This window comes from Emticicia fontis, from assembly GCF_054779675.1.
Window position 1 is genome coordinate 98,080 of the sequence record NZ_BAAGXU010000002.1, and the last position, 25,865, is coordinate 123,944.

At 38.7% G+C, this 25,865-nt stretch carries 18 protein-coding genes; 13 read left to right on the forward strand and 5 right to left on the reverse strand.

The window, feature by feature from the left end:
• Positions 1-11: 11 nt before the first annotated feature.
• The 5 genes from ACYVFA_RS01595 to ACYVFA_RS01615 form a co-directional block, all read right to left on the reverse strand.
• Positions 12-3,476, reverse strand: coding sequence for a SusC/RagA family TonB-linked outer membrane protein (locus ACYVFA_RS01595; protein WP_460470035.1), 3,465 nt, complete (start codon positions 3,474-3,476; stop codon positions 12-14).
• Positions 3,477-3,835: 359 nt separating this feature from the next.
• The gene (locus ACYVFA_RS01600) at positions 3,836-4,921 is read right to left on the reverse strand and encodes a FecR family protein (protein WP_460470036.1); all 1,086 of its coding nucleotides are present in this window, start codon (positions 4,919-4,921) and stop codon (positions 3,836-3,838) included.
• A gap of 141 nt (positions 4,922-5,062) precedes the next feature.
• Positions 5,063-5,596, reverse strand: coding sequence for an RNA polymerase sigma-70 factor (locus ACYVFA_RS01605; RefSeq protein ID WP_460470037.1), 534 nt, complete (start codon positions 5,594-5,596; stop codon positions 5,063-5,065).
• Positions 5,597-5,790: 194 nt separating this feature from the next.
• Entirely contained in the window at positions 5,791-6,309 is a 519-nt protein-coding gene (locus ACYVFA_RS01610; RefSeq protein WP_460470038.1) for a gamma carbonic anhydrase family protein, read from the reverse strand.
• Between the two features lie 213 nt (positions 6,310-6,522).
• The gene (locus ACYVFA_RS01615) at positions 6,523-7,524 is read right to left on the reverse strand and encodes a YitT family protein (RefSeq protein WP_460470039.1); all 1,002 of its coding nucleotides are present in this window, start codon (positions 7,522-7,524) and stop codon (positions 6,523-6,525) included.
• 142 nt (positions 7,525-7,666) lie between these two features.
• Here ACYVFA_RS01615 and ACYVFA_RS01620 point away from each other — a divergent pair, with 142 nt between their 5' ends.
• The 13 genes from ACYVFA_RS01620 (at position 7,667) to ACYVFA_RS01680 (ending at position 25,837) form a co-directional block, all read left to right on the forward strand.
• Positions 7,667-8,431, forward strand: a complete 765-nt coding sequence (locus ACYVFA_RS01620) for a ThuA domain-containing protein (RefSeq protein ID WP_460470040.1) — start codon at positions 7,667-7,669, stop codon at positions 8,429-8,431.
• Positions 8,432-8,438: 7 nt separating this feature from the next.
• Positions 8,439-9,197 (forward strand): ThuA domain-containing protein, encoded by a 759-nt coding sequence (locus ACYVFA_RS01625; RefSeq protein ID WP_460470041.1) that lies wholly within the window; start codon positions 8,439-8,441, stop codon positions 9,195-9,197.
• 26 nt (positions 9,198-9,223) lie between these two features.
• Positions 9,224-10,561, forward strand: a complete 1,338-nt coding sequence (locus ACYVFA_RS01630) for a sigma-54-dependent transcriptional regulator (protein ID WP_460470042.1) — start codon at positions 9,224-9,226, stop codon at positions 10,559-10,561.
• Positions 10,562-10,937: 376 nt separating this feature from the next.
• Complete coding sequence (gene kdpF, locus ACYVFA_RS01635) at positions 10,938-11,015, forward strand: K(+)-transporting ATPase subunit F (RefSeq protein WP_130019697.1); 78 nt, start codon at positions 10,938-10,940, stop codon at positions 11,013-11,015.
• Positions 11,016-11,020: 5 nt separating this feature from the next.
• Positions 11,021-12,748, forward strand: coding sequence for a potassium-transporting ATPase subunit KdpA (gene kdpA, locus ACYVFA_RS01640; protein WP_460470043.1), 1,728 nt, complete (start codon positions 11,021-11,023; stop codon positions 12,746-12,748).
• Positions 12,749-12,756: 8 nt separating this feature from the next.
• Positions 12,757-14,799 (forward strand): potassium-transporting ATPase subunit KdpB, encoded by a 2,043-nt coding sequence (kdpB, locus tag ACYVFA_RS01645; protein ID WP_460470044.1) that lies wholly within the window; start codon positions 12,757-12,759, stop codon positions 14,797-14,799.
• A gap of 7 nt (positions 14,800-14,806) precedes the next feature.
• The gene (locus ACYVFA_RS01650) at positions 14,807-15,367 is read left to right on the forward strand and encodes a potassium-transporting ATPase subunit C (RefSeq protein ID WP_460470045.1); all 561 of its coding nucleotides are present in this window, start codon (positions 14,807-14,809) and stop codon (positions 15,365-15,367) included.
• A gap of 158 nt (positions 15,368-15,525) precedes the next feature.
• A complete protein-coding gene (locus tag ACYVFA_RS01655) occupies positions 15,526-16,584 on the forward strand; it encodes a porin (protein WP_460470046.1) in 1,059 nt (352 codons plus the stop codon).
• A 208-nt stretch (positions 16,585-16,792) separates the two neighbouring features.
• On the forward strand, positions 16,793-17,926 hold the full coding sequence (locus tag ACYVFA_RS01660; protein ID WP_460470047.1) for a sensor protein KdpD: 1,134 nt from the start codon (positions 16,793-16,795) through the stop codon (positions 17,924-17,926).
• Positions 17,927-18,038: 112 nt separating this feature from the next.
• Positions 18,039-19,772 (forward strand): ATP-binding protein, encoded by a 1,734-nt coding sequence (locus ACYVFA_RS01665; RefSeq protein ID WP_460470048.1) that lies wholly within the window; start codon positions 18,039-18,041, stop codon positions 19,770-19,772.
• Between the two features lie 129 nt (positions 19,773-19,901).
• Entirely contained in the window at positions 19,902-22,613 is a 2,712-nt protein-coding gene (locus tag ACYVFA_RS01670; RefSeq protein ID WP_460470049.1) for an alpha-L-rhamnosidase, read from the forward strand.
• 159 nt (positions 22,614-22,772) lie between these two features.
• The gene (locus tag ACYVFA_RS01675; RefSeq protein WP_460470050.1) at positions 22,773-25,358 is read left to right on the forward strand and encodes a cation-translocating P-type ATPase; all 2,586 of its coding nucleotides are present in this window, start codon (positions 22,773-22,775) and stop codon (positions 25,356-25,358) included.
• Between the two features lie 62 nt (positions 25,359-25,420).
• The gene (locus ACYVFA_RS01680; protein ID WP_460470051.1) at positions 25,421-25,837 is read left to right on the forward strand and encodes a hypothetical protein; all 417 of its coding nucleotides are present in this window, start codon (positions 25,421-25,423) and stop codon (positions 25,835-25,837) included.
• Positions 25,838-25,865: the final 28 nt, after the last annotated feature.

Here is a 25,865-nt window from a genome sequence, read left to right on the forward strand (position 1 = left end):
ATACCCCCTGATTAAAATGAAAGATTTAAACCAACAGATGCCGTAGCAAAGAACGGATAGTCGTTGTCAACGCCATCCCGTGCTTCAGGATCAAATAATCCTTTGAATTTGCCTAAGGCAGAGATTGTGAATAAATCCTGACCCGAGAAGAACAATCTTGCTCTTGAAATATTAATTTTAGATGTCCAGGCAACAGGTAGGGTATATCCTACTTGTAAGTTTTTCAGACGTGCATAAGCTGCGTTTAGTACCCATTTATCAGATGATACATAGTTATGTGTAGCTCCCACATAAGGTCTTGGATAGAGCGCATCAGGGTTTTCAGGAGTCCAGTAATCGCTGTGAACAGCCAAAGGTTGTTTCCAGGTTACCAACAATGGAGCAATATTTTCTGTATTCGGACGATAGCTACGCTCACCCACACCTTGCATAAAAGCAGAGAAATCGATGTTTTTCCATTGGAATCCTAAAGTAACACCAAACAGATAGCGAGGCTGGGTAGTACCTAATAATACCAGGTCGCCATGGTCAGCAATATTTCCATTACCAATTGTTAGCCTGTTATCACCATTCTTGTCAACATATTTCACGTCACCAGCACCTGCACGGTTATCCTGGAAAGCCCAGGCTTTCACTTCATCAGCGCTAGTGAAATACCCCGCAGTCTGGTATCCCCAGATAGTATTTAATGGATAACCTTCAATCAAACCGTTTGTTCCGGCAGAGATTACTCTACGGCCTGAGAAATTGATTAGCTTATTCTGGTTGTCAGATAAATTAGCCGCTACGTTATAAGAGAAATTACTACCAATAGTGCCACGATAACGTGCTTCTAACTCCCATCCCCACGATTTCAACTCACCATTATTTTTACGAGGGGTACCGATACCAATCGTAGCCGGTAATTGTTGCGGAGTCAACATATTACGGTTATATTTTACGTAATAGTCTCCTGTAATCTGTAATTTATTCTGAAAGAACCCAAGATCTGCACCAATGTTTGAAGTCTCAATGGTTTCCCAAGATAATTGTGCTGATGGAATAGAGCTTTGGTAGATGTATGAGGTACGAGAATCGCCTAATACTAAGTTATTATTACGGCTTAACTGATTCAAATAATCATAATAGCCCAATGTATTACCTAAGGCACCACCTAAACGACCCCATGAAGCTCTCAGTTTTAATTCAGAAATAAATTTCAAAGAGTTTGAGAACCAGTTTTCACGGTGGATGTTCCAACCTGCTGATGCTGATGGGAATACTTTCACCCGATAACCAGGAGCCAATCTTGAACTTTCGTCAGAGCGTAAAGTTCCTTCTACCAGATACTTATCAGCAAAACTATAATTTACTCTACCAAATACTGATTGATAAGCATAAGCGTAGATGTTCTGGCTATTGCTTTTGGTTTTATCATCACCTAAGTTCAATGTTGGCAAATCGTTACTTACGAGGTTAGAGGCAGCAGTATAAGTTGATGAAAAACGTAGGTTTTCCCATTGATACCCTGCAAATAAGCCTAAGGTATGTTTACCGAATTGTCTGTCGTAGTTAGCCAAAAACTGTAAGTTATTATTAGTCGTCAATTCATTGGTTACCTGGAATGAATTAACCTGATTCAAATAACTGAGAACTCTTGATTTACCCCAAAGTGGTACAGTACGGTAGAATGTCTCTCTATCGCCCAAGCGGTATTGTGTTCCTAAAACTGCTCTCAGGTTCAGACCTTTGATGATTTCAGAAGCCTTTAAGGTAAATACGCCGTCAAAGAAATTGCGTTTATATTCATTATACCCGCCTGATTCTAAAGAGGCATAAGCAGTAGCAGCAGAACCAGCACCATTATAACGGCCTTCCGGCGTAAAGAATGGCGTACGCGTACGTAAGCGATAAATCTGATAAATCAATCCTTGTCCGTTCAATCCGGCAGACGATGCTTCTTGTTTATCGTTTGTATAAGAAAGACGAGTATCGATAGAGAAGATTTTATTTAATTGCGCACCCAGATTCAACCGAAGATTATAGCGGTTATAGCTATCTGGCCCAACTTTAAACACCCCGTTTTTGCCATAATACCCACCTGAAAGCAAGAAATTCAACTTCTCTGTTCCACCTCTTATGGTCAGGTTATGGGTACGCATTGATGAGTATTTTCTCAAAATCTGATCAGCTAATGGAACCTGGTTATAGAAAAGATAAGTACTTGTATCTGCCGGATTTATTACGTAGGGAACACCATCTTTTATACGTTGAATATCGTCAGCCGAGTACTCAGGTCCACTACCTGAATTAGCCCGAGCCAGGTTAGCAAATTCTGCTTCCTGCAATAAACTCATTCTTTCAGGTACGTTGATAGACCAGTCGGTTCCTTGTTGAGCTAAATAATCGAAAGAAATTTTGCCAGCTTTCCCTTTTTTGGTTGTCACCAAAATAACTCCACCTGCTGCTTGAGCACCATAGATAGCCGCTGCAGCAGCATCTTTAAGGATACTGATACTTTCTACATCATTCGGGTTCATAGTTTGCAAAGTATTGCTTGGAACTGCTACCCCATCTAATATTAATAATGGACTTACTGAACCATTGGCAGTAGTGGCTCCACGAATCTGAATACCGATGTCTTCACTACCAGGCTGGCCACTTGTACGGGTAATCATTAAACCCGGGCTCATCCCTTGCATAGCAGTTGCCAGATTACTTGCAGGGCGATTTTCAATAGCTGCTGCATCAATACTTGATACGGCACCTGTCATATTCGCTTTTTTCTGTGTACCGTAACCTACTACCACTACTTCTTCCAACGATTTCAGGTCAGAGCCTAACACAATGTCAATTGTCGTTTGGTTTCCAACAGTAATCTCCTGTTTTTCGTAGCCTAAAAAGCTAAATACCAATACTGATTTATCGTTTGGAACCGTGATTGAATAGTTACCTTGCGCATCGGTTGTTATACCTTTTGTTGTGCCTTTAATCGTAACACTTACACCCGGTAATCCTTCTCCACCATCTTTATCAGTAACTTTTCCTTTGATAGGTTGGTCAACAACTGCGATTGCAGTACTTTCGTTTTCAGGATTGGGTGCGGCTTCAATATTTTCTAAAAAAGCCTGTTTATCTTCTGAGTTAAGAATAATCTGCCCGCCAATAACACGGTAGTTTACCTGCATTGGTTTTAATAAGGACTCTAATACATCTGATAGTTTACGTTCAGAGACTGTATAACTCACTTTACGATTGGCATGAATGGCTTTAGAGCTGTACACAAATTTCACATCAGTCTGCTCCTCAATCATTCCCAATACTATGCGAAGACTTTGATTTTCGGCTTTAAATGAAACGGACTTATTCAAGAACTCTTGTGCTCTCGAATCATAAGCATACGAAACAGAAGCGAAAATCATTGCCAATACAAGCTGAACAGCAGAAATTTTCATAGCAAGTAGCAAGATTTTACTTGTTTGTAATCTTTTTTTCATACATTTGAACAATTTTGTTAGAGGTAAGAATTTGACAAAAGAAGCCCTGGTTTTCACGCGCAGCGAAAAGTTTTAAGGGCATTTTAGGGCTGACAATGCTGGTACCATTGTCAGCTTTTTTTATTAGTAAGATGAATACACTTTTTTATTTTTTAATCATATACATACAGTTGGGTTAGCGTTAAATAGATTTAGCGTTTATTTTATATAGTCAAAGTTAAATAGATGGCTTAGTTAAATCGGGAGTACGCCTGCCTGCCAATAGCTAAGCTACATACATTTAAACATACTCCCGTAGCTGAATAGATGGTTAGTTTATTAAGGTTGAATAGATACTATATTGGGTAATCCGGCTTTTCTTACTCACATCCTTTTCCACTAATTAAAATCGTCGTTCCTTTCACTTCGTATTTGCCGTTGATGGTTGCACATATTATGTCAAGCTTGGTATATAATGGCTGTTGCGTAATATTGGCTGTGATCGGACAAGTTTTCAGTTTGTCGTTTTCGAGCTCAATATCAATTCCATATACTCTTTCTAATTTATCTAATACGTCTCCGATTGGTGCATCATCAAATTCAAAGGTTTCAGGCGTGTTGGTAATCGTCTGAATCTGAGGGAGTGGTTTTTGTACCAATCCTGTAATGAAATGTTTTTCAGCAATAAAAAAAGTTACTTTATGATTACGGGTTAGTACTACTCCCGGATTCTCATTATTTACTTTTTCTTTTTCATAGACTGATACTTTTCCGGTCAGTACTTCTACCTCTACCTTTTTGGTAGCTTCAACGGTTCGTACATAAAAACTGGTACCTAAAACCTTGGTAACGAGTTTTTCTGTGATTACATAAAATGGTTTTTCGGGATTTTTACTCACCTCAAATAAGGCTTCGCCTTTGAGTTGCACCTCCCTTTTGTTCGCAGCAAAGTGATTGGGATACTGAAGTTGGCTGTGTGGACTTAGTGTTACGATGCTTCCATCTTCTAAAGCTATCCTGATAGGTTTAGCTGAAGTGTTGCCCATGGAAGTTAATTCATTTTTTGATTGTTGTGTAGATACAATAGTGGATTGGCCGTCTGATTTATTAAGGTACCACCACGCACCAACCCCTAATAAAAGGGTAACAGATGCAGCAATACCAATTCGGTACGAACGCCAGATACTAAAACCTGGAGCGGTTTCAGGCGATAGATCGGCAGGTTCTAATGATTGCTCCTCAATTTTTCGCCATAATTTATATTCCAATTCCTGCCATTCACTTTCGGTATAGTTTTGTCTGGGCTCTTCGTCAATCAGTTCATACCACTGCTCAACCAAAGCCACTTCAGACTCACTACATTTTCCTTCCAGATATTTTTGAAGAAGTTTACCAAACGCTTTACGGCTTTTCATCAGAATAGGGTCTCGTTTCTTGTCTTTATTAACTATGTCTAACAAAGCCACAGAAAACCGCAAATAGTTTTGTAATTTCTATGAATAATACCACAAAAAACGGGTTTTTATAAAAAATTCTTAAAAAAATGCAATGCGCTTTGGAGAGAGGAAAATGAAGAATGGAGAAAGGTTTTCTTTCTCCAAAACCTATTAATTCATTAAAATGACTAAGCACCAGGTCAAAAACTCTTTCAGATGCTCGCGCATGAAACGGAGAGATTGTGAGATATGATATTCGACTGTGCGCTCAGGGATATTGAGAATCTCTACGATTTCTTTAGTAGATTTACCCTCTAGCCGATTGAGGCGAAAAATATGTTGTGTTTTTTCTGGCAGTTGCTCAATAGCCTGCTCAATAGACTGGGTTAAATCGTCATAAGCTATTTTTTCTTCCAGACTATTCTCTTCTTCGTCGCTTTCGGTAGTGGCATAAGCAACGAATTTTTCTTCCAGCACCTGCTTTTTGATATGGGTGATAATCTGATATTTGAGTGCCGTAAAAAGGTAAGGCTCTAAGGTCTGGATTTTCTGAGTAGCACGCTTTTCCCAAAGAGTTACAAAGAGGTCTTGAACCAACTCTTCAACCTCTTCCTTTGCATAGATTTTTCGGTGAGCTTTCTGGAATAATTTACGCCAATATCGACGATAAATCTCGCCAAAGGCCTCTTTGTCTCCCAAACTCATCAGTTTGACCAATATGTCATCACCTAAACTTGCGTACTCCACTATTTGAGCCTTTTTTTAGGTACAAATATAGCTTTTTTAAAGAAAAACAGGACAAAAAACAGTCGTTTTTATACAGTTTCAGCTATTTTGTATCAGTTTAGGTCAAAATTTGCATAGTTAAGCGTTTTAGCTAAAAAGCCTTTGAAAACCTGTCAATTTGACACTTTAAACCATTCTGCATACATCACATAATTGTTGGCTGTGCGCATAAATACTTCTTCTAATTCGGGGCTTACTGCTTTTAAGAATTTTGCAGGATTTCCGGCATAAATAGAGTTAGGTGGAACAACTGTATTCTGGGTAATAATAGCTCCTGCTGCAATGATTGAACCTGTGCCTATCACGGCTCCATCCATGATGATTGCGCCCATGCCTACCAACACTTTATCTTCGATCGTGCAACCATGAACGATGGCATTGTGGGCAATGCTTACATTGTTGCCAATCGTAGTTTTGGTTTTCTGATAAGTACAGTGTATCACGGCTCCATCCTGAATATTTACCCTATCCCCCATAATAATCGAATTCACATCGCCCCGGATTACGGCATTGAACCAGACGGTACAATCTTTTCCCATAGTTACATCACCTACGATTGTTGAATTAGGTGAAAACCAACAATTTTCGCCCCAGGTCGGGCTAACTCCTTTTACTGGTAATATAAGCGGCATCTTGATTGATAATATTGTGCATGAATGTATTTGCACAAAAGTAGTGAAGAGTTGGGAGAATCTATTGAGTGATTTAGTGAATGTGTGATTTAGTGAGTAATTAATAGCAACGAAATCCACTAATTAATTGACGCCAGAGTGATAAATCAAAAATCAAAGAAATTAATCACTCATTCACTCATTCACTAAATCACTCATTCACTAAATCTGCTCCTAGTGTGGCACTGAGCGTTTTTTAATCATACCGCCTTTGGTATCCTTAATGCTGTTCATGACTACAAAGGCATTAGGGTCTATTTTTTCAATTTCCAGATTCAGTTTACTTACTTCCAAACGGGTAATAACTGTATAGATTATTTTCATTTCACCTTCTGTATAACCTGTTTTGCCGAAGCCTCTTTCGCCTTTATAAACTGTTACGCCACGTCCTAATTCTTCAATAATCATTTTTTTGATTTCAGTGGCCTTTAAGGAAATAATCGTCACTCCGGTATATTCCTCAATCCCTTCGATTACAAAATCTACCGTTTTAGAAGCTGAAAGATAGGTAAGCATTGAGTATAAAGCGGTCTCAATAGATAGTACATAAGCAGCTACTGAGAATATAATTACGTTGATAACCAGGATTACATCACCGATGGTTAGCCCCATTCTACGGCTAAGGGTAATAGCCAATACCTCAGTTCCATCAATCACTCCGCCGCCTCGCATAGCCATACCAATCCCTAGCCCAAGGAAGAAACCGCCAAAAACAGAAGTTAATAATTTATCGTGTGTGATTTCTGGATAGGGAATAAAAGCTACCGCTAGTGCCAGGGCGGTAATACCTATGGCAGTTTTAATGGCAAATTCTTTGCCTACTACTCTTAAACCTATAATAACAAAGGGTATATTTACAAGGATAAGCATCAAAGACAGGGGTACGTCCTGAGCGGCTGTAATAAGGAGCGAAATACCAGTAGCGCCACCATCTATAAATTCATTAGGCAAAAGAAAACCATCCAATCCAAAACCGGCTGAAAGTACACCAACTGAGATTAAAAAAAAGTCTTTAATCAATCGTCTGATAGTGACCTTTATCTCACGAACCTCTTTGGCAATCTGATATTTGGAACGGTCAGCATATTTTTCATCGTCGTCTTTAAGTAGATTTAATAGCGCATTTAAAATAATTTTAGGTAATCGGAGGAAAACATTTTCTTTTTCTTTTCGCATAAGTTTTATCTTTGGTGGGTAAAAGCGAAGATAATCATTATCAGGGACTTTTACCAGTACATTATAATTAATAATTCCTTAAAATATTGCCTATACGTCGATATTTATCCATATAAAATGGCATTTTTTAACCAGAAAACCTATGAATCGTCTGTTAAAATTTTGTTGTCTCCTTGCGCTCTCAGGTGCTGTCTTCACCATCTTTTTATCTTTTCATCGTAAGCCTAAATTTAAAGCTTTAGTTGTTGCCTCCCGTGCGAAAGACCATCTTAAAATGATTGCCGCTGCCAGACCTTTTTTCGAAAAGATGGCTACTGAAAATAATTTCGACCTGGAGTTTACAGATGATACAAGTGAAGTAAACGAAGTGAATCTGATGCAATATAAAGTGTTTATCCAGTTACATCTGGCACCTTTTGATATGTCTCCTGCCCAGCAGTTAGCCTTACAGCAATATATTGAAAACGGAGGTGGTTGGGTAGGTATTCATGCTGCCGGCTTAACAGGTGATATGTTTAAATCTCCCAAAAGAGTATACTGGCAATGGTTTGAGGATTTTATGGGAGGGATTGCTTACTCGCCTCATCCAAAATTTCAGAAAGGTACATTTGTGATAGAAGACCGAACGCATCCTGCCACCAAACATTTACCAAAGCGAATAGAGGTTTCGGATGAATGGTATGAATTTAACAAAAGTCCGAGAGGAAATGTAAGGGTATTAGCTACTGCAGATGAATCGACTTATACACAGAATAAACCAATGGGAGACCATCCGATTATATGGTGTAATGAGAAATACCCTCGCACTATTTATATTGGTATCGGGCATGATGCCTCGCTTTGTGAGAATAAAGATTATACGACGCTGGTGCGTGACGCGGTTTTATGGGCTGGAACTAAAAAATGAAATTATAATGAGAACCATATTTTTAACTTGTTTTCTAATTCTTTTTTGCCTCATTGCTCAGGCACAAAGCAAATTTAAAATATTAGCCATTGCTGAAAAAGGAGGGCATCATATTCAGTATTCAACTCGTGCAAAGGTATGGCTCAATCAACTGGCAGCGGATAGTAGTTTTTCGATTGATTACATTCAGAATACAGATGTGATTGATAGCCTTGGCGAAGCCTATCTGAATCAATATCAATTATTTATCCAGTTAGATTATCCTCCTTATGGTTGGAAGGAGAAAGCGTCACAAACATTTATTAAATATATTGAGCAAGGCAAAGGTGGATGGATTGGTTTTCATCATGCTACCTTGCTTGGCGAATTTGATGGGTTTCCGATGTGGAACTGGTTTTCTGATTTTATGGGTAGTATCAGATATAAAAATTACATTGCTACATTTGTGGCCGGAACTGTAAATGTGGAAGACAAACAGCATCCGATCATGAAAGGGGTACCCATACCTTTTAAGATTAATAAAGAAGAATGGTATATCTATAATAAAAGTCCGAGACCCAATGTGCATGTCATAGCGAGTGTTGATGAAAATTCGTATACACCTGATACTCAAATTAAAATGGGTGACCATCCGGTAATCTGGACGAATGAAAAAATAAAAGCCCGGAACGTGTATATTTTCATGGGGCACTCTCCCGAATTATTTGATAATGAGGCTTATACGACTTTGTTTAAAAATGCTATTTTCTGGGCTGCAGGTAGATGAAATGATAGTGAACTATCAGAAAAATAATGAAAACGATATTAATAATAGATGATGAGGAAAAACTCAGAAACTTACTGGCCCGGATTATTGAGTCAGAAGGGTTTGAGGTAGTAGAGGCAGGAGATTGCAGAATAGGTTTAAAGAAATTGGAGCAATTTGCCATTGATGTAGTACTTTCAGATGTGAAACTACCAGATGGCAATGGGGTGGATTTATTACCTAAAATCAAATCCTCACACCCATTGGTAGAGGTAATTTTATTAACAGCTTATGGAAATATCACTGACGGCGTGCAGGCCATGAAAAATGGGGCTTTTGATTATATTGTGAAAGGTGATGATAATGAAAAGATTATCCCCCTACTCCATCGGGCTATTGAGAAAGTACAATTACAAAAGAAAGTCAGAGACCTTGAAAAGCGGGTAGGTGAAAAGTTTTCTTTTGATGCCATTATTGGTAAGTCTAAAGCCATTCAACAAGCCATTGATTTAGCCAAGAAAGTTGCTCCGATTGATACCACTGTTTTATTGACTGGTGAAACCGGAACAGGCAAAGAGGTTTTCGCGCAAGGCATTCATCAGGCGAGTTCAAGAGCCGGCAAGACTTTTGTAACACTCAATTGCAGTACTTTCAGCAAAGATATTCTGGAAAGCGAGTTATTCGGGCATAAACAAGGGGCGTTTACAGGGGCAATCAAAGATAAAAAAGGACTGATTGAAGAAGCCAATGGCGGCACTCTCCTATTGGATGAAATCGGAGAAATGCCTTTAGAACTCCAGGCCAAATTACTTAGAGTATTGGAAACCAGTGAGTTTATTAAATTGGGCGATACCAAACCTACCAAATCAAACTTCCGGTTGATTGCTGCTACCAACAGAGATTTAAAACAGGAGTATGAAGCCAATCATTTCCGCTCTGATCTTTATTTCCGCTTAAGTGTATTTGAGATTCATTTACCACCTCTGCGTGAAAGAGTAAAGGATATTGAACTTCTAGCCCGGTATTTCATGCAACAGTTTTCAGCGAAAACCAATAAACGGGTTGAAAAAATAGATGATGAGTGTCTGGAAAAATTAGAAAGCTACGAATGGGTAGGTAATATCCGTGAATTGAAAAATATCATTGAGAGAGCCGTTATTTTGGCTGATACCAACACTTTAATTGCCGATTTATTGCCATTTGATATTCAGCAGCCCAGACAACAAAATAAAGGTACACTTTCTGCCTTTTCAATGGCAAGTGTAGAAAAACTCCATATCCAGAAAGTATTGAATTATACCAAAGGCAACAAGGCTGAGACAGCACGATTATTAGAAATTGGGATTGCCACGCTTTATAGGAAGATTGAGGAGTATGGGTTGTAGTTGAAAAATAATTATTTACTCCCTATAAATCTTATCTCAAATACATTTATGGTTTTGATAGATTAATGAAAACGTAATTCATCGAGCGATGAATCGTTTCTTCTCAATTAAATCATCTAACAATTACTACTCCATTTTGAGAAAAGCTTATCATTTTGATAGGCTTTTTTTTTGTCTATATCTTGGCATATCAACCACAATCAACTATCTATCAACTACTTGCAAAATTCCTTTTCGAAACGGCATAAACATTGGCATATAGTTACCAGAACTAAATTTTTAAAAACGATGGTAACGATCATTCTAATTATTGTTGGTGTAATCCTTTTCGGAATATGCTATAAATCAATTCACTTTTTTGAAAAAATATAAACCCATGACAGCATTACTTATTTTATCGATTCTGGTTTTCGGATACCTCGTGTACGTATTGCTTAAACCTGAAAAATTTTAAATCTTATGAATACTGAAATATCAGGCATTATTGCCCTATTTGTGGTTACGCTTCTGCTAGCCATTCCTTTCGGAAAATATATTGCAAGGGTTTACACAGGCGAAAAAACTTTTTTAGACCCTGTTTTTAATCCTATAGAAAAGCTTTTCTACCGCATCAGCGGTATTGATGCTACTCAGGAAATGAACTGGAAACAACACCTGGTTGCCATGCTAGGCATCAACTTCATCTGGTTCTTTCTGAGTATGTTTATTTTGATGAATCAGGGCTGGTTACCGCTTAATCCTGATGGCAATCCTTCCATGTCGCCTGATTTGGCTTTTAATACAGCTATCTCATTCATTGTTAACTGTAATCTACAACACTATTCAGGTGAAACTGGTGTTTCTTATCTCACACAATTAATCGGTCTGATGTACCTGCATTTTGTTTCGGCAGCTACTGGTATGGCCGCCGGTGCAATTGTTTTTAATGCATTACGTGAACGTCAGGCCGAGAAACTGGGTAATTTTTACAATTATTTCTTAAAAAGCTGTACACGCATCTTATTACCGCTATCGATTGTAGTATCAACGCTTTTGGTATTCAATGGTGTTCCTATGACATTCGAAGGGAAAGATACGATAACTACGCTGCAAGGTGATTCGGTGCAGGTTTCCAGAGGACCTGCGGCAGCATTTATTGCCATTAAACACTTAGGCACGAATGGTGGTGGTTTCTTTGGAGCAAATTCAGCCCACCCGCTCGAAAATCCAAACTACTTTACTAATGCCTTGGAAATGATTTCTCAAATGATTATCCCTTTCGCTTTTGTTTTTGCTTTGGGTTATTACTTAAAACGCAAAAAACTAGCTTGGTCAATTTTTGGAGTCATGACAATTGGGTTCTTGCTCCTCACAATTCCGACTGTTATTTCCGAGATAAATGGTAGTCCTGCAATCCAACACTTAGGCGTTTCGCAACCAACCGGAAGTATGGAGGGAAAAGAAGCAAGGCTCGGTACGGCAGCTTCGGGTTACTGGAGTATCGCAACCACGGTTATTTCAACAGGATCAGTTAATAGTATGCACGATAGCAGTATGCCACTTTCAGGTGCTATGCAGATGTTGGCTATGATGATAAATGCTTTCTATGGTGGTTGTGGTGTCGGGATTCTGAACTATTTTATTTTTATCATTCTGGGGGTATTTATTTCAGGATTGATGGTGGGTCGTACGCCTGAATTTCTTGGCAAAAAAGTAGAGGCCAGAGAAGTAAAAATTGCTGCGATTATTGCTATACTTCACCCATTTTTAATTCTGGTTGGTGCTGCTTTATCTTCATACCTGGCTGCCAGAGATGCTGCTATGGGTTGGTGGTTTAATGGAAATGCCAGTGGCTGGTTAAACAATCCGGGGTATCATGGGTTTTCTGAAATGCTTTACGAATATACTTCAAGTGCAGCCAACAATGGTAGCGGGTTTGAAGGGTTAGGCGACAATAACCCATTCTGGAATATTACAACTGGTATTGTACTTTTGCTAAGCCGTTATATTCCTATCATTGGCCCCGTTGCCATTGCTGGTTTACTTGCCAACAAAAAGTATATTCCTGAAGGTGCAGGAACATTAAAAACTGACACATCCACTTTTGCCATCATGACTTTTGCCGTGATAGCCATCATTGCTGCCTTATCATTTTTCCCTGCTTTGGCACTAGGCCCATTAGCAGAACATTTTACGCTATTTAAATAAGTACTCTCATGACCAGAAATAATCAAATCTCGCTATTTGACAGACAATTGGTAAAAGAAGCCATCGGCCAGTCTTTTATCAAACTGAACCCTCGATTGATGTTTCGTAACCCTGTTATGTTCACCGTCGAAATCGGAACTCTTGTGATGTTCATTGTCTGTGTTACTATCTTTTTAGGCGCTACGAATCAGGGTAGTCTGACCTATAATATTATTGTCTTTTTGATTCTGTTGATTACTTTGCTCTTTGCCAATTTCGCCGAAGCGCTTGCCGAAGCACGTGGTAAAGCACAAGCCAATAGTTTACGCAAAACCCGTGAAGAAACACCTGCCAAGGTGGTTCAGACCGTTGGTGAAATGTATTTAAACGAAGTTAAAATTGTTCCTTCATCTTTATTAAAAAAAGGAGATGTGTTTGTATGTGAGCCCGGCGATATTATCCCGACTGATGGTGAAATCATTGAAGGTCTGGCTACAATTGATGAAAGTGCTATTACGGGTGAATCTGCTCCGGTAATTCGTGAGGCAGGTGGAGATAAAAGTAGCGTTACTGGAGGCACAAAGGTATTGTCTGATAAAATCAAGGTAGTAGTTACTACCCAACCCGGCGAAAGCTTTTTAGACAAAATGATTGCTTTGGTTGAAGGAGCGAGTCGCCAGAAAACACCTAATGAAATTGCCTTGACAATCTTATTAGCTGCTTTTACCATCATCTTTATTATTGTCTGTGTAACCTTAAAACCTTTCGCAGATTATGCTCAGACACCTATTACGATTGCGGCTTTTATTTCGCTTTTTGTATGTCTGATACCAACTACTATCGGAGGTCTACTTTCTGCCATCGGTATTGCCGGGATGGACAGAGCTTTAAGAGCAAATGTAATTACCAAATCAGGGAAAGCCGTTGAAACCGCCGGAGATATTGATGTATTGCTTTTGGATAAAACCGGTACAATTACGATCGGTAACCGTAAAGCCACACACTTTTATCCTATTAAAGGTATAAACGAACAAGATTTTATTAAAGCCGCGGTGTTGAGTTCGATGGCCGATGAAACGCCTGAAGGTAAATCAATTATTGAACTGGCTGATGTAAATCCATCCAGCTATAAAATCACCAAGCCTACTTTTATCAAATTCACTGCTGAAACCCGTAGCTCAGGTATTGATTTAGAAAATACAAGAATTCGGAAAGGGGCTTATGATGCGATTAAAAAGCTGGTTGAAAAAGCCGGAAATGTTTTTCCTGATGAAACCGCCGAACGAGTAAAAAGCATTTCAAGCAATGGAGGTACACCTCTGGTTGTATCAGAAAATGAAAAGGTTTTAGGCGTAATTGAATTGCAGGATATTATCAAAACCGGTATACAGGAACGCTTTGAACGTTTGCGTAAAATGGGTGTAAAAACCGTGATGGTAACCGGTGACAACCCTTTAACTGCTAAATATATTGCAGAAAAAGCCGGAGTTGATGATTTCATTGCAGAAGCAAAACCGGAAGATAAAATGCAATACATCCGTAAAGAACAACAATCGGGCAAACTGGTAGCCATGATGGGTGACGGTACAAACGATGCTCCTGCCCTGGCTCAAGCCGATGTGGGTGTAGCAATGAATAGTGGTACTCAAGCTGCCAAAGAAGCAGGAAATATGGTTGATTTGGATAATGACCCCACCAAACTGATTGAGATTGTGGAAATTGGCAAACAATTATTAATGACTCGTGGCACATTGACTACTTTCTCAATCGCGAACGACGTAGCCAAATACTTTGCCATTGTTCCGGCCTTGTTTATTGCCACAATACCTGCATTGCAGGGTCTGAATATCATGAATCTGCATAGTCCTGAAAGTGCGATTCTTTCGGCTGTCATTTTTAATGCAATCATTATCCCATTATTAATTCCACTGGCTTTGAAAGGCGTTGCGTATAAACCTATCGGTGCAAGCGCCATTCTTCGCCGCAACTTATTAATCTACGGCCTGGGCGGTATAGTTGTGCCATTCATTGGTATCAAAATCATCGACCTTGCTGTCTCACTTTTTATCTAATACAATCATGAAAACATTATTTTCAGCTATCAGACTTACCTTGACAAGTATGGTACTATTCGCGGTCATCTATCCTCTTCTTATTACAGGTATTGCTCGGCTGGCACCTAATCAGGGAAAAGGAGAAACTATCCAAGCAAACGGTAAAATCGTTGGTTATCAGAAATTAGGACAATCTTTTACGGATGATAAATATTTCTGGAGTCGTCCTTCAGCAGTTGGTTATAATGCTGCAGGTTCGGCCGGAAGTAACAAAGGCGCAACAAACCCTGATTATCTGGCAACTGTTCAGGCAAGAATAGACACGTTTATGGTACATAATCCTGAAGCGGCCAAATCACAGATTCCATCTGAAATGGTAACGGCTTCGGGTAGTGGCTTGGATCCTGATATTTCTCCGGCATCAGCTAAAATACAAGCAAAACGTATTGCGGACACAAGAAAAATTTCAGAAGATAAAATTCTGGCGCTGATTGATTCACATACGCAGAACCCTTTATTGGGCTTATTTGGTACTGAAACCATTAATGTGTTAGAGTTGAATGTGGCTCTGGATGCTTTGAAATAATTGGAACTTTTAATCATGGAGTATCACACGTTTAAATAAAAAGCTCAGTGAAACTCAGTGCCAAACTCTGAGTTGCTCCGTGGTTAATCACAAAGACAAAGACAAAAACCAAAGAAAATTAATCAAGTACAACAACAGCCTTTTTAAGGCCAAATAGAATGAAAAAACTAATTTTAACTGCATTTGCTTTCATGGTTTTGAAAGCAAATGCTCAGGAAACAACAAAACCTCTTACATTTTCAGGTTATATAGAAACGTATTATAGCTATGATTTCAGTAATCCGGGAAATCATGAGAAATCACCGTTTTTGTATAACCACAACCGACACAACGAATTAAATCTGAATTTAGGCTTATTAAAAGCCAGTTATAATAGGGATAAAATACGAGCCAATTTAGGCGTAATGGTAGGAACGTACGCCCAATATAATTTGGCGGCTGAACAGGGGTTATTGAAAAATTTGTATGAAGCCAATGCCGGAGTGAAAATATCAAGGAAAAACAATCTATGGATTGATGCCGGAATCATGTCATCTCATATTGGTTTTGAAAGTGCCATCGGCAAAGACGACTGGAATCTTACGAGAAGTTTGTTGGCTGAAAATTCACCTTATTATGAATCAGGTATTAGATTATCTTATACCTCAGCCAATGAAAAATGGTATCTGGCTGGGTTGGTTTTAAATGGCTGGCAACGGATTCAAAGGTTGTCAGGTAATCAAACGCCTGCTTTCGGCACACAGCTGACTTATAAACCTAATTCGAACATAAGCCTTAACTGGAGTACTTACATGGGTAATGAACAGCCGGACAGTGTAAGCAAATGGAGATACTTTAATAATCTCTACGGCCAATTTCAGTTGAATGAAAAGTTTGGATTGTTAGCAGGTTTTGATTTTGGATATGAACAAAAAACGTATAAAAGTTCTGAATACAATGCCTGGTTTACGCCTGTAATCATTGCACGTTATTCGGTTAATGATAATTTCAGAATCGCCGCCCGTGCTGAATATTATCAGGATAAAAACGGAGTGATTATTGCCACTGGCACACCAAACGGTTTCCAGACATTTGGCTATTCTTTAAATCTTGATTACACCATTATGGATAATCTATTATGGCGCACAGAAGCAAGAATTTTCGATAGCAAAGACAAAATATTTGCCGATAAAAACCAGAATTTTTATCTCACTAGTGCATTATGTTTTAGTTTCTAATAAAATTCTCAATATCGGCTGTCTCAAAAGTAAAATTGACCAAACGGTGCGCCATAGCGATAATATTTGGAAAAGACCACGTGGCGTCTACCCCACCCTAACCCTCCCCAACAATGAAGAGGGGTTGGGGTGTGGGGTCGAAGCATAGCCAAATATTATTTGGTCAGAAAAACTTTTGAGAAGGCCTCAAAACAGCCAGATTACAATCATGTCAACAACCGATAACAAAGAAGAAAACGTACAGCATTTTCTGGATTTAATCAGAAAATCACGGCAAGGGAAGTTTAAAGTCTATATTGGTATGAGTGCCGGTGTAGGTAAAACTTTTCGTATGCTGCAAGAAGCCCATTCTTTGCTAAGGAATGGCATTGATGTAAAAATAGGTTATATTGAGACCCATTTCCGTAAAGAAACACATGATTTATTAGATGGTTTGCCAGTTATCCCACGCCGGAAGATTTTTTACAGAGGAAAAGAACTCGAAGAATTAGATGTGCAGGCTGTTATCAATCTTAGACCCGAAGTGGTAATAATTGATGAATTAGCCCACACCAATATTGAAGGCAGTAAAAATGAAAAGCGCTGGCAGGATGTACTGGAGATTCTGGAAGCAGGTATTAATGTGATTAGTGCTGTAAACATTCAACACATTGAAAGCCTGAATGAGGAAGTAAAAGAAATTACGGGAATTGAAGTAAAAGAGAGAATCCCAGACAGTATTTTAACAATAGCTGATGAAGTGGTAAATATAGACCTGACAGCCGATGAGTTAATTACCCGTCTGAAAGAAGGGAAGATTTATACAACCGATAAGATTCAGATGGCGCTTAGTAATTTTTTCAAATCGGAACAGATATTGCAGTTGAGAGAGTTGGCACTGAAAGAAGTGGCTAGTCAGGTGGAAAGAAAGGTGGAGACGGAAATTCCACGAACTACTGCTATCAGGCATGAGAAGTTTCTGGCCTGTATCAGTAGCAATGAACAAACTGCTAAGACAGTTATCAGAAAAACAGCCCGGCTTGCAAGTTATTATAATAGCAAATGGTTTGTGCTTTATGTACAGACACCAAAAGAAAGCCCAGATAAAATTGCATTAGATAAACAAAGGCATTTGATTAATAATTTTAAATTAGCCACACAATTAGGCGCAGAAATCATAAGAGTTGAAAGCGGTAATATTTCAAAGATTATTATGGACATAGCTGAACAAAGACAAATTACTACTTTGTGCATCGGCAAGCCCCATCTGAACCTTTTTAATGTGATACTTTCGACCAATATATTTAATGAATTATTGAATAAATTGTCTTTGGCCGATATTGATGTGGTAATATTATCGTAGAATGAACGCCACCCCTAGCCCCTAAAGGGGAATAATCAACAAACACCTCACCCCCTAGCTCTCTCTCCAACAATGGAGAGGGGGCTAGGAGGTGAGGTAAAATTAAAATAAAATGAAAATCAGGACTAAATTGACCTTGGGTGTGGGTCTGCTTTTTATATTGATTACTTTGCTTACCTACGTGGGAGCAAAGTCAATTAATGCTTTGAAAAATGACACTGAAAATATCTTGGTGGCCAACTATAATACCCTTGAGTATTCTCGTAATATGCTTATGGCGCTGGATGAGTTAACTACTGATAAAGGTGCTATCCGAAAAATTGAAGAAAATCTGTTCAAACAATTAGCTAATGTTACAGAAATTGGAGAAAAAGAGGCAACTCAAAGTCTGAAAGAGCACTTTGCCCTGTTGAAAACTAACAATTTTGATGGAACTACTCATTTACAGATACGGAAAGACATTACCGAAATTATGCGGCTAAACATGGAAGCTATCCAGCGAAAAAGTGATGTTGCTAAGCAAACTGCGGCCACTTCCACTATCTGGATTGCAATCACAGGTACGCTTTGTTTTGTGATTGCCTTTACTTTACTCATTAATCTACCCAGCAATATTGCAAGCCCTATTAAAAAGCTAACCGAAAGTATTAAACAGATTGCGGCAAATGATTATTCTCAAAGAGTTTATTTTGAAGATCATAGTGAATACGGAGATTTAGCCAGATCCTTTAATACGATGGCTCAAAAATTAGAAGAGTATAATAATAGCAATCTTTCAAAGCTTCTCTTTGAGAAGAAGCGTATCGAAACGCTTATTAACAATATGCACGACCCAGTAATTGGCCTGGATGAAAACAAAAAAATACTCTTTGCCAATGACGAAGCATTAAAGGTAACCGGACTTAAACCCGAACAATTAATTGGACAACAAGCACAGGATGTATCTTTAATAAATGACTTAATTCGCTCATTGGTAAAAGATTTAATTATGCCTGATGTTGTCGCTGACATAGACAAAAAGCAACCGATTAAGATTTTTGCCAACAATAAAGAGAGCTATTTTGAAAAAGAAGTGGTTGAAATTGCTATTGTTCCTACAGGGGAGAAAGAGTGGAAACACATTGGTCATGTAATTGTCTTGAAGAATATTACTCCTTTCAAAGAACTGGATTTTGCCAAAACCAACTTTATTGCAACTATTTCGCATGAGTTGAAAACCCCCATTTCGTCCATTAAAATGAGTACACAATTGTTGGAAAAACAACAAACAGGGGCAATTAATGATGGACAAAAACAATTGATTGATAGTATTAAGGAAGATAGCCAGAGACTATTAAAAATTACAAGTGAATTATTGAATCTTTCACAGGTTGAAACTGGGAATATTCAATTGAATATTCAGAGAAGCACACCTTATCAGATTCTGAAATATGCAACCGAAGCCGTGAAGATACAAGCTGAGCAAAAGAGGATTGAGATACAGACTTCTATTGAGGAGAAGCTCCCAGATGTAAAAGCTGACACAGAAAAAACAGCGTGGGTACTCATAAATTTCCTGACGAATGCAATTCATTATTCACCAGAACAAAGCAAAATTACCATCAAAATTGCACAATCAGGCAATATGGTAAACTTTTCAGTAACCGATCAAGGCAAAGGCATTGAAAAACGTTATAAAGATAAAATCTTTGATAAGTATTTTCAGATTCCCGGTAGTGCTAAAACTGGTACAGGGCTTGGTCTGGCTATCAGCAAGGAATTTATTGAGGCTCAAAATGGCAATATAGGTGTTGAAAGCGAAATTGGTATGGGAAGTACATTCTATTTCAATCTGGTAAATTTTTAAATAAATCATTTATTAGCCAGTGGTTTAATTAGCCTACATTAGATTTCCAAAACAAAATTCCTGAACATTCTCTGACATTCTTTATTTTTACATCAATAAATAAAGAATTTCTCAATCAACCACTACCTTATGAAATACGCTCAGGTTTTCATTAGTTTTCTCTTTCTTTTATTCAGTTCTCAACCATATTGCTTTGCACTCCCTCCTGTTCAGCCTGATGGTTTAAAATGTGAATACCTCAAAAATCCTTTAGGCATTGACAACCCAAATCCCCGCCTGACATGGTTAATGCAAGACAATAGAAAAGGGGCCAGACAAACAGCCTATCAGGTATTGGTAGATACAGATTCAATGAAAGTTGTGAATGAATCAGGCAGTGAATGGAATACCGGCAAAGTAGCTTCAGGCAATAATCTGGTAATCTATAAAGGCAAGGCCTTGCAACCTTTTACCAGATATTATTGGAAAGTAATTGTGTGGGATAAAGACGGAGTAAAAGCAGCACCAGTCTCAGTAAATAGTTTTGAAATGGGTATGATGCAGATGCGCAACTGGAAAGGCTTATGGATAAGTGATAGCAGAGATGTAAAAACCAAGCCTGCTCCTTATTTCAGAAAGAGTTTTTCAACCCCAAAAGTCGTCAAATCGGCTAGAGCTTATATAGCAGCCGCGGGTTTGTATGAATTATATATTAACGGACAAAAAATTGGTAATCACCGATTAGACCCGATGTACACGCGTTTTGACCGCCGTACTTTATATATTACCCATGATGTAACCGCCAACCTGCAAAGTGGTAAAAATGTCATTGGCGTATTGTTAGGGAATGGCTGGTATAACCATCAATCGACGGCTGTGTGGTATTTTCATGAAGCTCCGTGGCGAAACAGACCTACTTTCTGTATGGATTTACGGATAACTTATGAAGATGGAACCGAAGAGGTTATTTCAACTGGCAAAGGTTGGAAAACAGAATTAAGTCCGGTTATTTTTAATAGCATTTATACGGCTGAACATCAGGATGCAAGATTAGCAAAAGAGGGTTGGAACACGCCTGATTATGATGATAAAGCCTGGAAAGATGTGATTTTCAGAACATCTCCATCACAGAATATTGTGGCGCAGGCAATGGTGCCAGTGCGAAATGTCGAAGAAATACCTGCCAAAAGCCTGAAAAAATTGAATGACACCACTTATCTATTTGATTTAGGCAGAAATATTTCTGGCGTTAGTCAACTAAAAGTAAAAGGGGCAGCCGGAACAGTGGTAAGATTAAAGCATGCCGAACGCTTGTATCAGAATGGTTCGGCTGATATGTCGAATATTGATATTCATTACCGCCCTACTGATAATCAGGATCCTTTTCAGGTAGATATTTATACGCTCAGTGGGAAGGGGGAAGAAACTTTTATGCCACATTTCAGCTATAAGGGTTTTCAGTATGTAGAACTAACCTGTCAGCAGCCGCTTGAATTATCAAAAGAGAGTTTAACGGGTTATTTTATGCATAGTGATGTGGCCCCCGTCGGGCAGGTGACTACTTCTAATGCTACCATGAATCAAATCTGGTGGGCAACCAATAATTCTTATTTATCAAATCTTTTCGGGTATCCGACTGATTGCCCGCAACGTGAGAAAAATGGCTGGACTGGTGATGCGCACATAGCCAGCGAAACAGGTTTATATAATTTTGATGGCATAACAGTGTATGAAAAATGGTTGGCTGATCATCGGGATGAACAACAGGCAAATGGGATATTACCATCAATTATACCCACCAGTGGTTGGGGTTATGAATGGGGCAACGGGCCTGACTGGACAAGTACAATTGCTATTATTCCGTGGAATGTGTATCTGTTTTATGGAGATACCAAGATATTGGCTGATAACTACGATAACATGAAACGTTATGTAGATTATATCAGAACCATCGCGCCAGAACATCTTACCACCTGGGGATTAGGCGATTGGGTACCTGTGAAATCTAAAACTCCGGTTGAGTTCACATCCTCAGTTTATTATTATGTTGATGCAAGTATTGTTGCTAAGGCCGCTAAACTTTTGGGCAAAACCGAAGATGCAGAACATTATGCCGGCTTGGCACAGAAAATTAAAAACGCTATCAATGAGAAATATTTGGATAAAGAAAAAGGTATTTATGGCAGTGGCGTTCAAACCGAACTGAGTGTGCCTTTACAGTGGGGAATAGTGCCGGAAGACTTGAAAGCTAAAGTTGCGGCTGCATTGGCTGAAAGAGTAAAAGCGGACAATAACCATATTGATGTGGGTTTACTAGGCACAAAAGCCATTCTGAATGCCCTGAGTGAAAATGGTTATGCCGATTTGGCTTATACAGTAGCCTCTCAGGAAACCTTTCCATCATGGGGTTGGTGGATTAAGAATGGAGCAACTACCCTTTATGAAAACTGGCCTTTAGATGCAAATTCAGATATTTCGATGAACCATATTATGTTTGGCGAGATTGGTGCTTGGATATATAAGGCTTTGGGGGGTATTAAACCAGATGAAAAACTACCCGGATTTAAAAATGTATTATTAGCACCTCATTTTGTAAAAGACTTGCAAAGTTTTGAGGCAAAACATGATAGCCCATATGGTACGATTATATCATCTTGGAAAAGAGCTGATAATACGATTACCTACAATTTTTCAACTCCTGCCAATACTACAGCAACATTACGTTTAAATATTGCTGCGAATCAGGCAATTTATGAAAATGGTAAAGAGATTAAAGGAACTGTAATTAAGAGTGAAGACGGTAATCTGAAAACGGTGGTGTTTATTTTACAGGCGGGTGCATATTCGTTTGAGATAAAATAATACGCATATGATTTTAATGGAATGTTAGAGTAATTGATTATTTACTCTAACATTTTCTTTTATTGGAGGTATATATACTATATTCACACCCATAATATTGAAAACACACGTATAATTACTGCTGTCAATATAAATCCAATTAAAGCACGCTAGACTTTTATGAAAAAAAACAATGAAGTTCTCTTCTATCGAGAGAGCATCGACTCTCTATTTAAACAATTCAATACCTCACAAACAGGGTTATCCCCCACCGAAGCCGGTAATCGTTTAGAGACAGATGGTCATAACGAATTAGAAGAAAAAAAGAAAACACCACCATGGGTGCTTTTTCTGAATCAGTTTAAAGATTTTATGATATTGGTGCTGGCTGCGGCCGCTATCTTGTCTGGTATTTTTGGTGATCTGGCTGACACGATTATCATTTTCGTCATCATTATTCTCAATGCTGTGGTGGGTTTTATTCAGGAATTCAGGGCTGAAAAGGCAATGGAAGCCTTGAAAAAAATGAGTATTACCAAAACACAGGTGATAAGAGAAGATAAACCACAAGAGATTGAATCAAAAGACTTAGTACCGGGTGATATTGTGGTTTTAGAAGCAGGAAATGTAGTTCCGGCGGATATCCGGCTTTATGAAGTAAATGCCTTACGCATTGATGAATCATCCTTAACAGGCGAATCAGTTCCTGTTGATAAAGAAAGTAATGAACTGAAAGAAGGCAGTATCCCTTTAGGCGACCAACTCAATATGGCTTTCAAAGGTACATTAGTTACCAACGGAAAAGCAGAAGGTTTGGTAGTACGCACAGGGATGAATACTGAACTAGGAAAAATTGCTGGGCTTTTGCAGGAAAAAGAAGCGGTTACTCCCCTGCAAGCTCGCATGACCAAGTTTGGAAAAAACTTGTCTTATATTATTCTGGGTATCTGCGTAGTGCTTTTTGTATCTGGTTTGATTCGCGGTGAAGAGCCTTTTAAAATGCTTCTTCTTTCGGTAAGTCTGGCGGTGGCTGCTATTCCAGAAGCTTTACCTGCTTTGATTACCATTGCATTATCTAGAGGAGCTTCCAGATTAGCGAAGCAGCATGTTTTGGTGAGGAAACTGCCTGCTGTGGAAACTTTGGGCTCAGTTACCTATATATGTAGCGATAAGACAGGAACCTTGACTCAAAATAAAATGCACCTGGTAGAAAAGCATGAACAGGAAATAGAAACGACGGAAGAAGGATTATCAATGCTGAAACTAGGTATGTTACTCAACCATGAAGTAAAGTTTGAAAAACAAGATAAACCCATTGGTGAAGCTACGGAATTGGCTCTGACAGGACATATGGTTGAAGAATTATCTTATAAAAAATACAATGAGCTTTTTAAGAAGTATAAACGAGCGGGCTTGATTCCTTTCGATTCGGAGCGTAAACGCATGACGACCATTCATCAATACGATAAAAAGTATCTGGTGATAAGCAAAGGAGCCAGTGAAGCCATCACAGAAATTATTCATCAGAAAAAAGATGAGAAATTATTAAATGATATTTCGGAGGAGTGGGCAAAAAGAGGTATCAGGGTATTGGCCTATGCATACCAGATATTGGATAAATTGCCTGAAAAAATAACGCCACAAAGTGTAGAAAAGAATCTCTTCTTTGCAGGTTTAGCCGGATTGGTTGACCCACCACGTGAAGAAGCCAAAACAGCTATTGCCGAATGCAAAACAGCGGGTATCAGACCTGTGATGATTACCGGAGACCATCCGGCTACCGCCCAGGCAATTGCTAAAGAATTAGGTATCTTGGATGAAGGAGAGTTTGCCCTTACTGGTGTGGAATTGGAAAAACTTTCAGAAAAAAAATTCTTGTCTCAGGTTGAAGAAACGGCAGTATATGCCCGTGTTTCACCTGACCAGAAATTGCGCATCGTGAAAGCCCTACAATCAAAAGGACATTTTGCGGCTATGACAGGCGACGGAGTCAATGACGCTCCATCATTAAGAGCAGCTAATATCGGGATAGCCATGGGTATCAATGGCACTGATGTAAGCAAAGAAGCGGCTCACATGATTTTGCTGGATGATAATTTTGCTACTATTGTCAAAGCCATTAAAGAAGGACGAAGGATTTTTGATAATATCCGCAAGTTTGTGAAGTATATCATGACTTGTAATAGTGCCGAGATATTGGTTATTGCCATTGCCCCCTTTTTAGGTTTAGAGAATCCTCTCCTACCCATTCATATCTTGTGGATTAATCTGGTAACTGATGGGTTCCCGGCTTTGGCATTGGCTAATGAAAGCGCCGAGGCCAATATCATGAAACGTCCACCAAGAGACCCCGATCAGAGTCTTTTTGCTGACGGTGTGGGTTATCATATTGTCTGGATGGGGATATTTATGGCGGCAATCACCTTAGGTACCGAAGCCTGGGCTTTAAATAATCAACTGGAACATTGGCAGACAATGGTATTTACGGTGCTAAGTCTTTGCCAATTGGGGCATGTTATTGGTATCAGAAGTAATACTTCCGTGTTTAAACAAAAGGGTTTGTTTTCTAACAGAGCCTTGATTGGAGCCGTGGCGCTCACTTTGGCTTTACAATTAGCAGTGGTTTATCTTCCGTTTATGAATACTGCCTTTAAAACTCAACCTTTATCTCTCAACGAAGTAGGTATTTGTGTATTAATGGCATTTCTGGTATTTGTGGCAGTTGAGGCTGAGAAATTAATCAGGACGTTGTTTGTGAAGAAATAGACAATTTTTATCGATTGAAAGTATTATCTTTAAAAGTTATTTTAATCTAACTTCTTTCAATAATGAGTGGTGTTGTACCTGTTAATGTATGTGTCTTTGAATACGAACAATCTGGCTCAATTCTGACCGCAATCGGTTCATCTACTTCAAGTAAAGATGAAGCAATATTGGTTGCCTTAGAAGGACTTGATGACATAAAAAATTTAACGCCAATTCCTATCAAGGTACTTAGAATATATTCAGAATGGGAACCTTCAATTGAGATATATTCAGTTTTATGGAATAGATTTCCAAATATAGAAATAACCTATTCTTTCAAAGATGGAGATGAGGATGCATTTGAGGCAGAAATGGAGAAGATTCATCAATCAAAATCTAGCAAAAATGAATCTCAGTTTAGTCCGAAACAGGAAGAAAATAATTCAAAGCCGTTGAGCAATCCTCCGCAAGAACAGAAAAGGTGGTGGAAGTTTTGGTAAAATAATCAGATAATTTCGATACATTAAA

What these genes read in the sequence shown, in the direction of transcription:
- ACYVFA_RS01595 (WP_460470035.1), bottom strand. Translation starts at nt 3,476, where the DNA reads ATGAAAAAAAGATTACAAACAAGTAAAATCTTGCTACTTGCTATGAAA.
- ACYVFA_RS01605 (WP_460470037.1), bottom strand. Translation starts at nt 5,596, where the DNA reads ATGAGTTTGGGAGACAAAGAGGCCTTTGGCGAGATTTATCGTCGATAT.
- ACYVFA_RS01610 (WP_460470038.1), bottom strand. Translation starts at nt 6,309, where the DNA reads ATGCCGCTTATATTACCAGTAAAAGGAGTTAGCCCGACCTGGGGCGAA.
- ACYVFA_RS01615 (WP_460470039.1), bottom strand. Translation starts at nt 7,524, where the DNA reads ATGCGAAAAGAAAAAGAAAATGTTTTCCTCCGATTACCTAAAATTATT.
- ACYVFA_RS01620 (WP_460470040.1), top strand. Translation starts at nt 7,667, where the DNA reads ATGAATCGTCTGTTAAAATTTTGTTGTCTCCTTGCGCTCTCAGGTGCT.
- ACYVFA_RS01625 (WP_460470041.1), top strand. Translation starts at nt 8,439, where the DNA reads ATGAGAACCATATTTTTAACTTGTTTTCTAATTCTTTTTTGCCTCATT.
- ACYVFA_RS01630 (WP_460470042.1), top strand. Translation starts at nt 9,224, where the DNA reads ATGAAAACGATATTAATAATAGATGATGAGGAAAAACTCAGAAACTTA.
- kdpF (WP_130019697.1), top strand. Translation starts at nt 10,938, where the DNA reads ATGACAGCATTACTTATTTTATCGATTCTGGTTTTCGGATACCTCGTG.
- kdpA (WP_460470043.1), top strand. Translation starts at nt 11,021, where the DNA reads ATGAATACTGAAATATCAGGCATTATTGCCCTATTTGTGGTTACGCTT.
- kdpB (WP_460470044.1), top strand. Translation starts at nt 12,757, where the DNA reads ATGACCAGAAATAATCAAATCTCGCTATTTGACAGACAATTGGTAAAA.
- ACYVFA_RS01650 (WP_460470045.1), top strand. Translation starts at nt 14,807, where the DNA reads ATGAAAACATTATTTTCAGCTATCAGACTTACCTTGACAAGTATGGTA.
- ACYVFA_RS01655 (WP_460470046.1), top strand. Translation starts at nt 15,526, where the DNA reads ATGAAAAAACTAATTTTAACTGCATTTGCTTTCATGGTTTTGAAAGCA.
- ACYVFA_RS01660 (WP_460470047.1), top strand. Translation starts at nt 16,793, where the DNA reads ATGTCAACAACCGATAACAAAGAAGAAAACGTACAGCATTTTCTGGAT.
- ACYVFA_RS01665 (WP_460470048.1), top strand. Translation starts at nt 18,039, where the DNA reads ATGAAAATCAGGACTAAATTGACCTTGGGTGTGGGTCTGCTTTTTATA.
- ACYVFA_RS01670 (WP_460470049.1), top strand. Translation starts at nt 19,902, where the DNA reads ATGAAATACGCTCAGGTTTTCATTAGTTTTCTCTTTCTTTTATTCAGT.
- ACYVFA_RS01675 (WP_460470050.1), top strand. Translation starts at nt 22,773, where the DNA reads ATGAAAAAAAACAATGAAGTTCTCTTCTATCGAGAGAGCATCGACTCT.
- ACYVFA_RS01680 (WP_460470051.1), top strand. Translation starts at nt 25,421, where the DNA reads ATGAGTGGTGTTGTACCTGTTAATGTATGTGTCTTTGAATACGAACAA.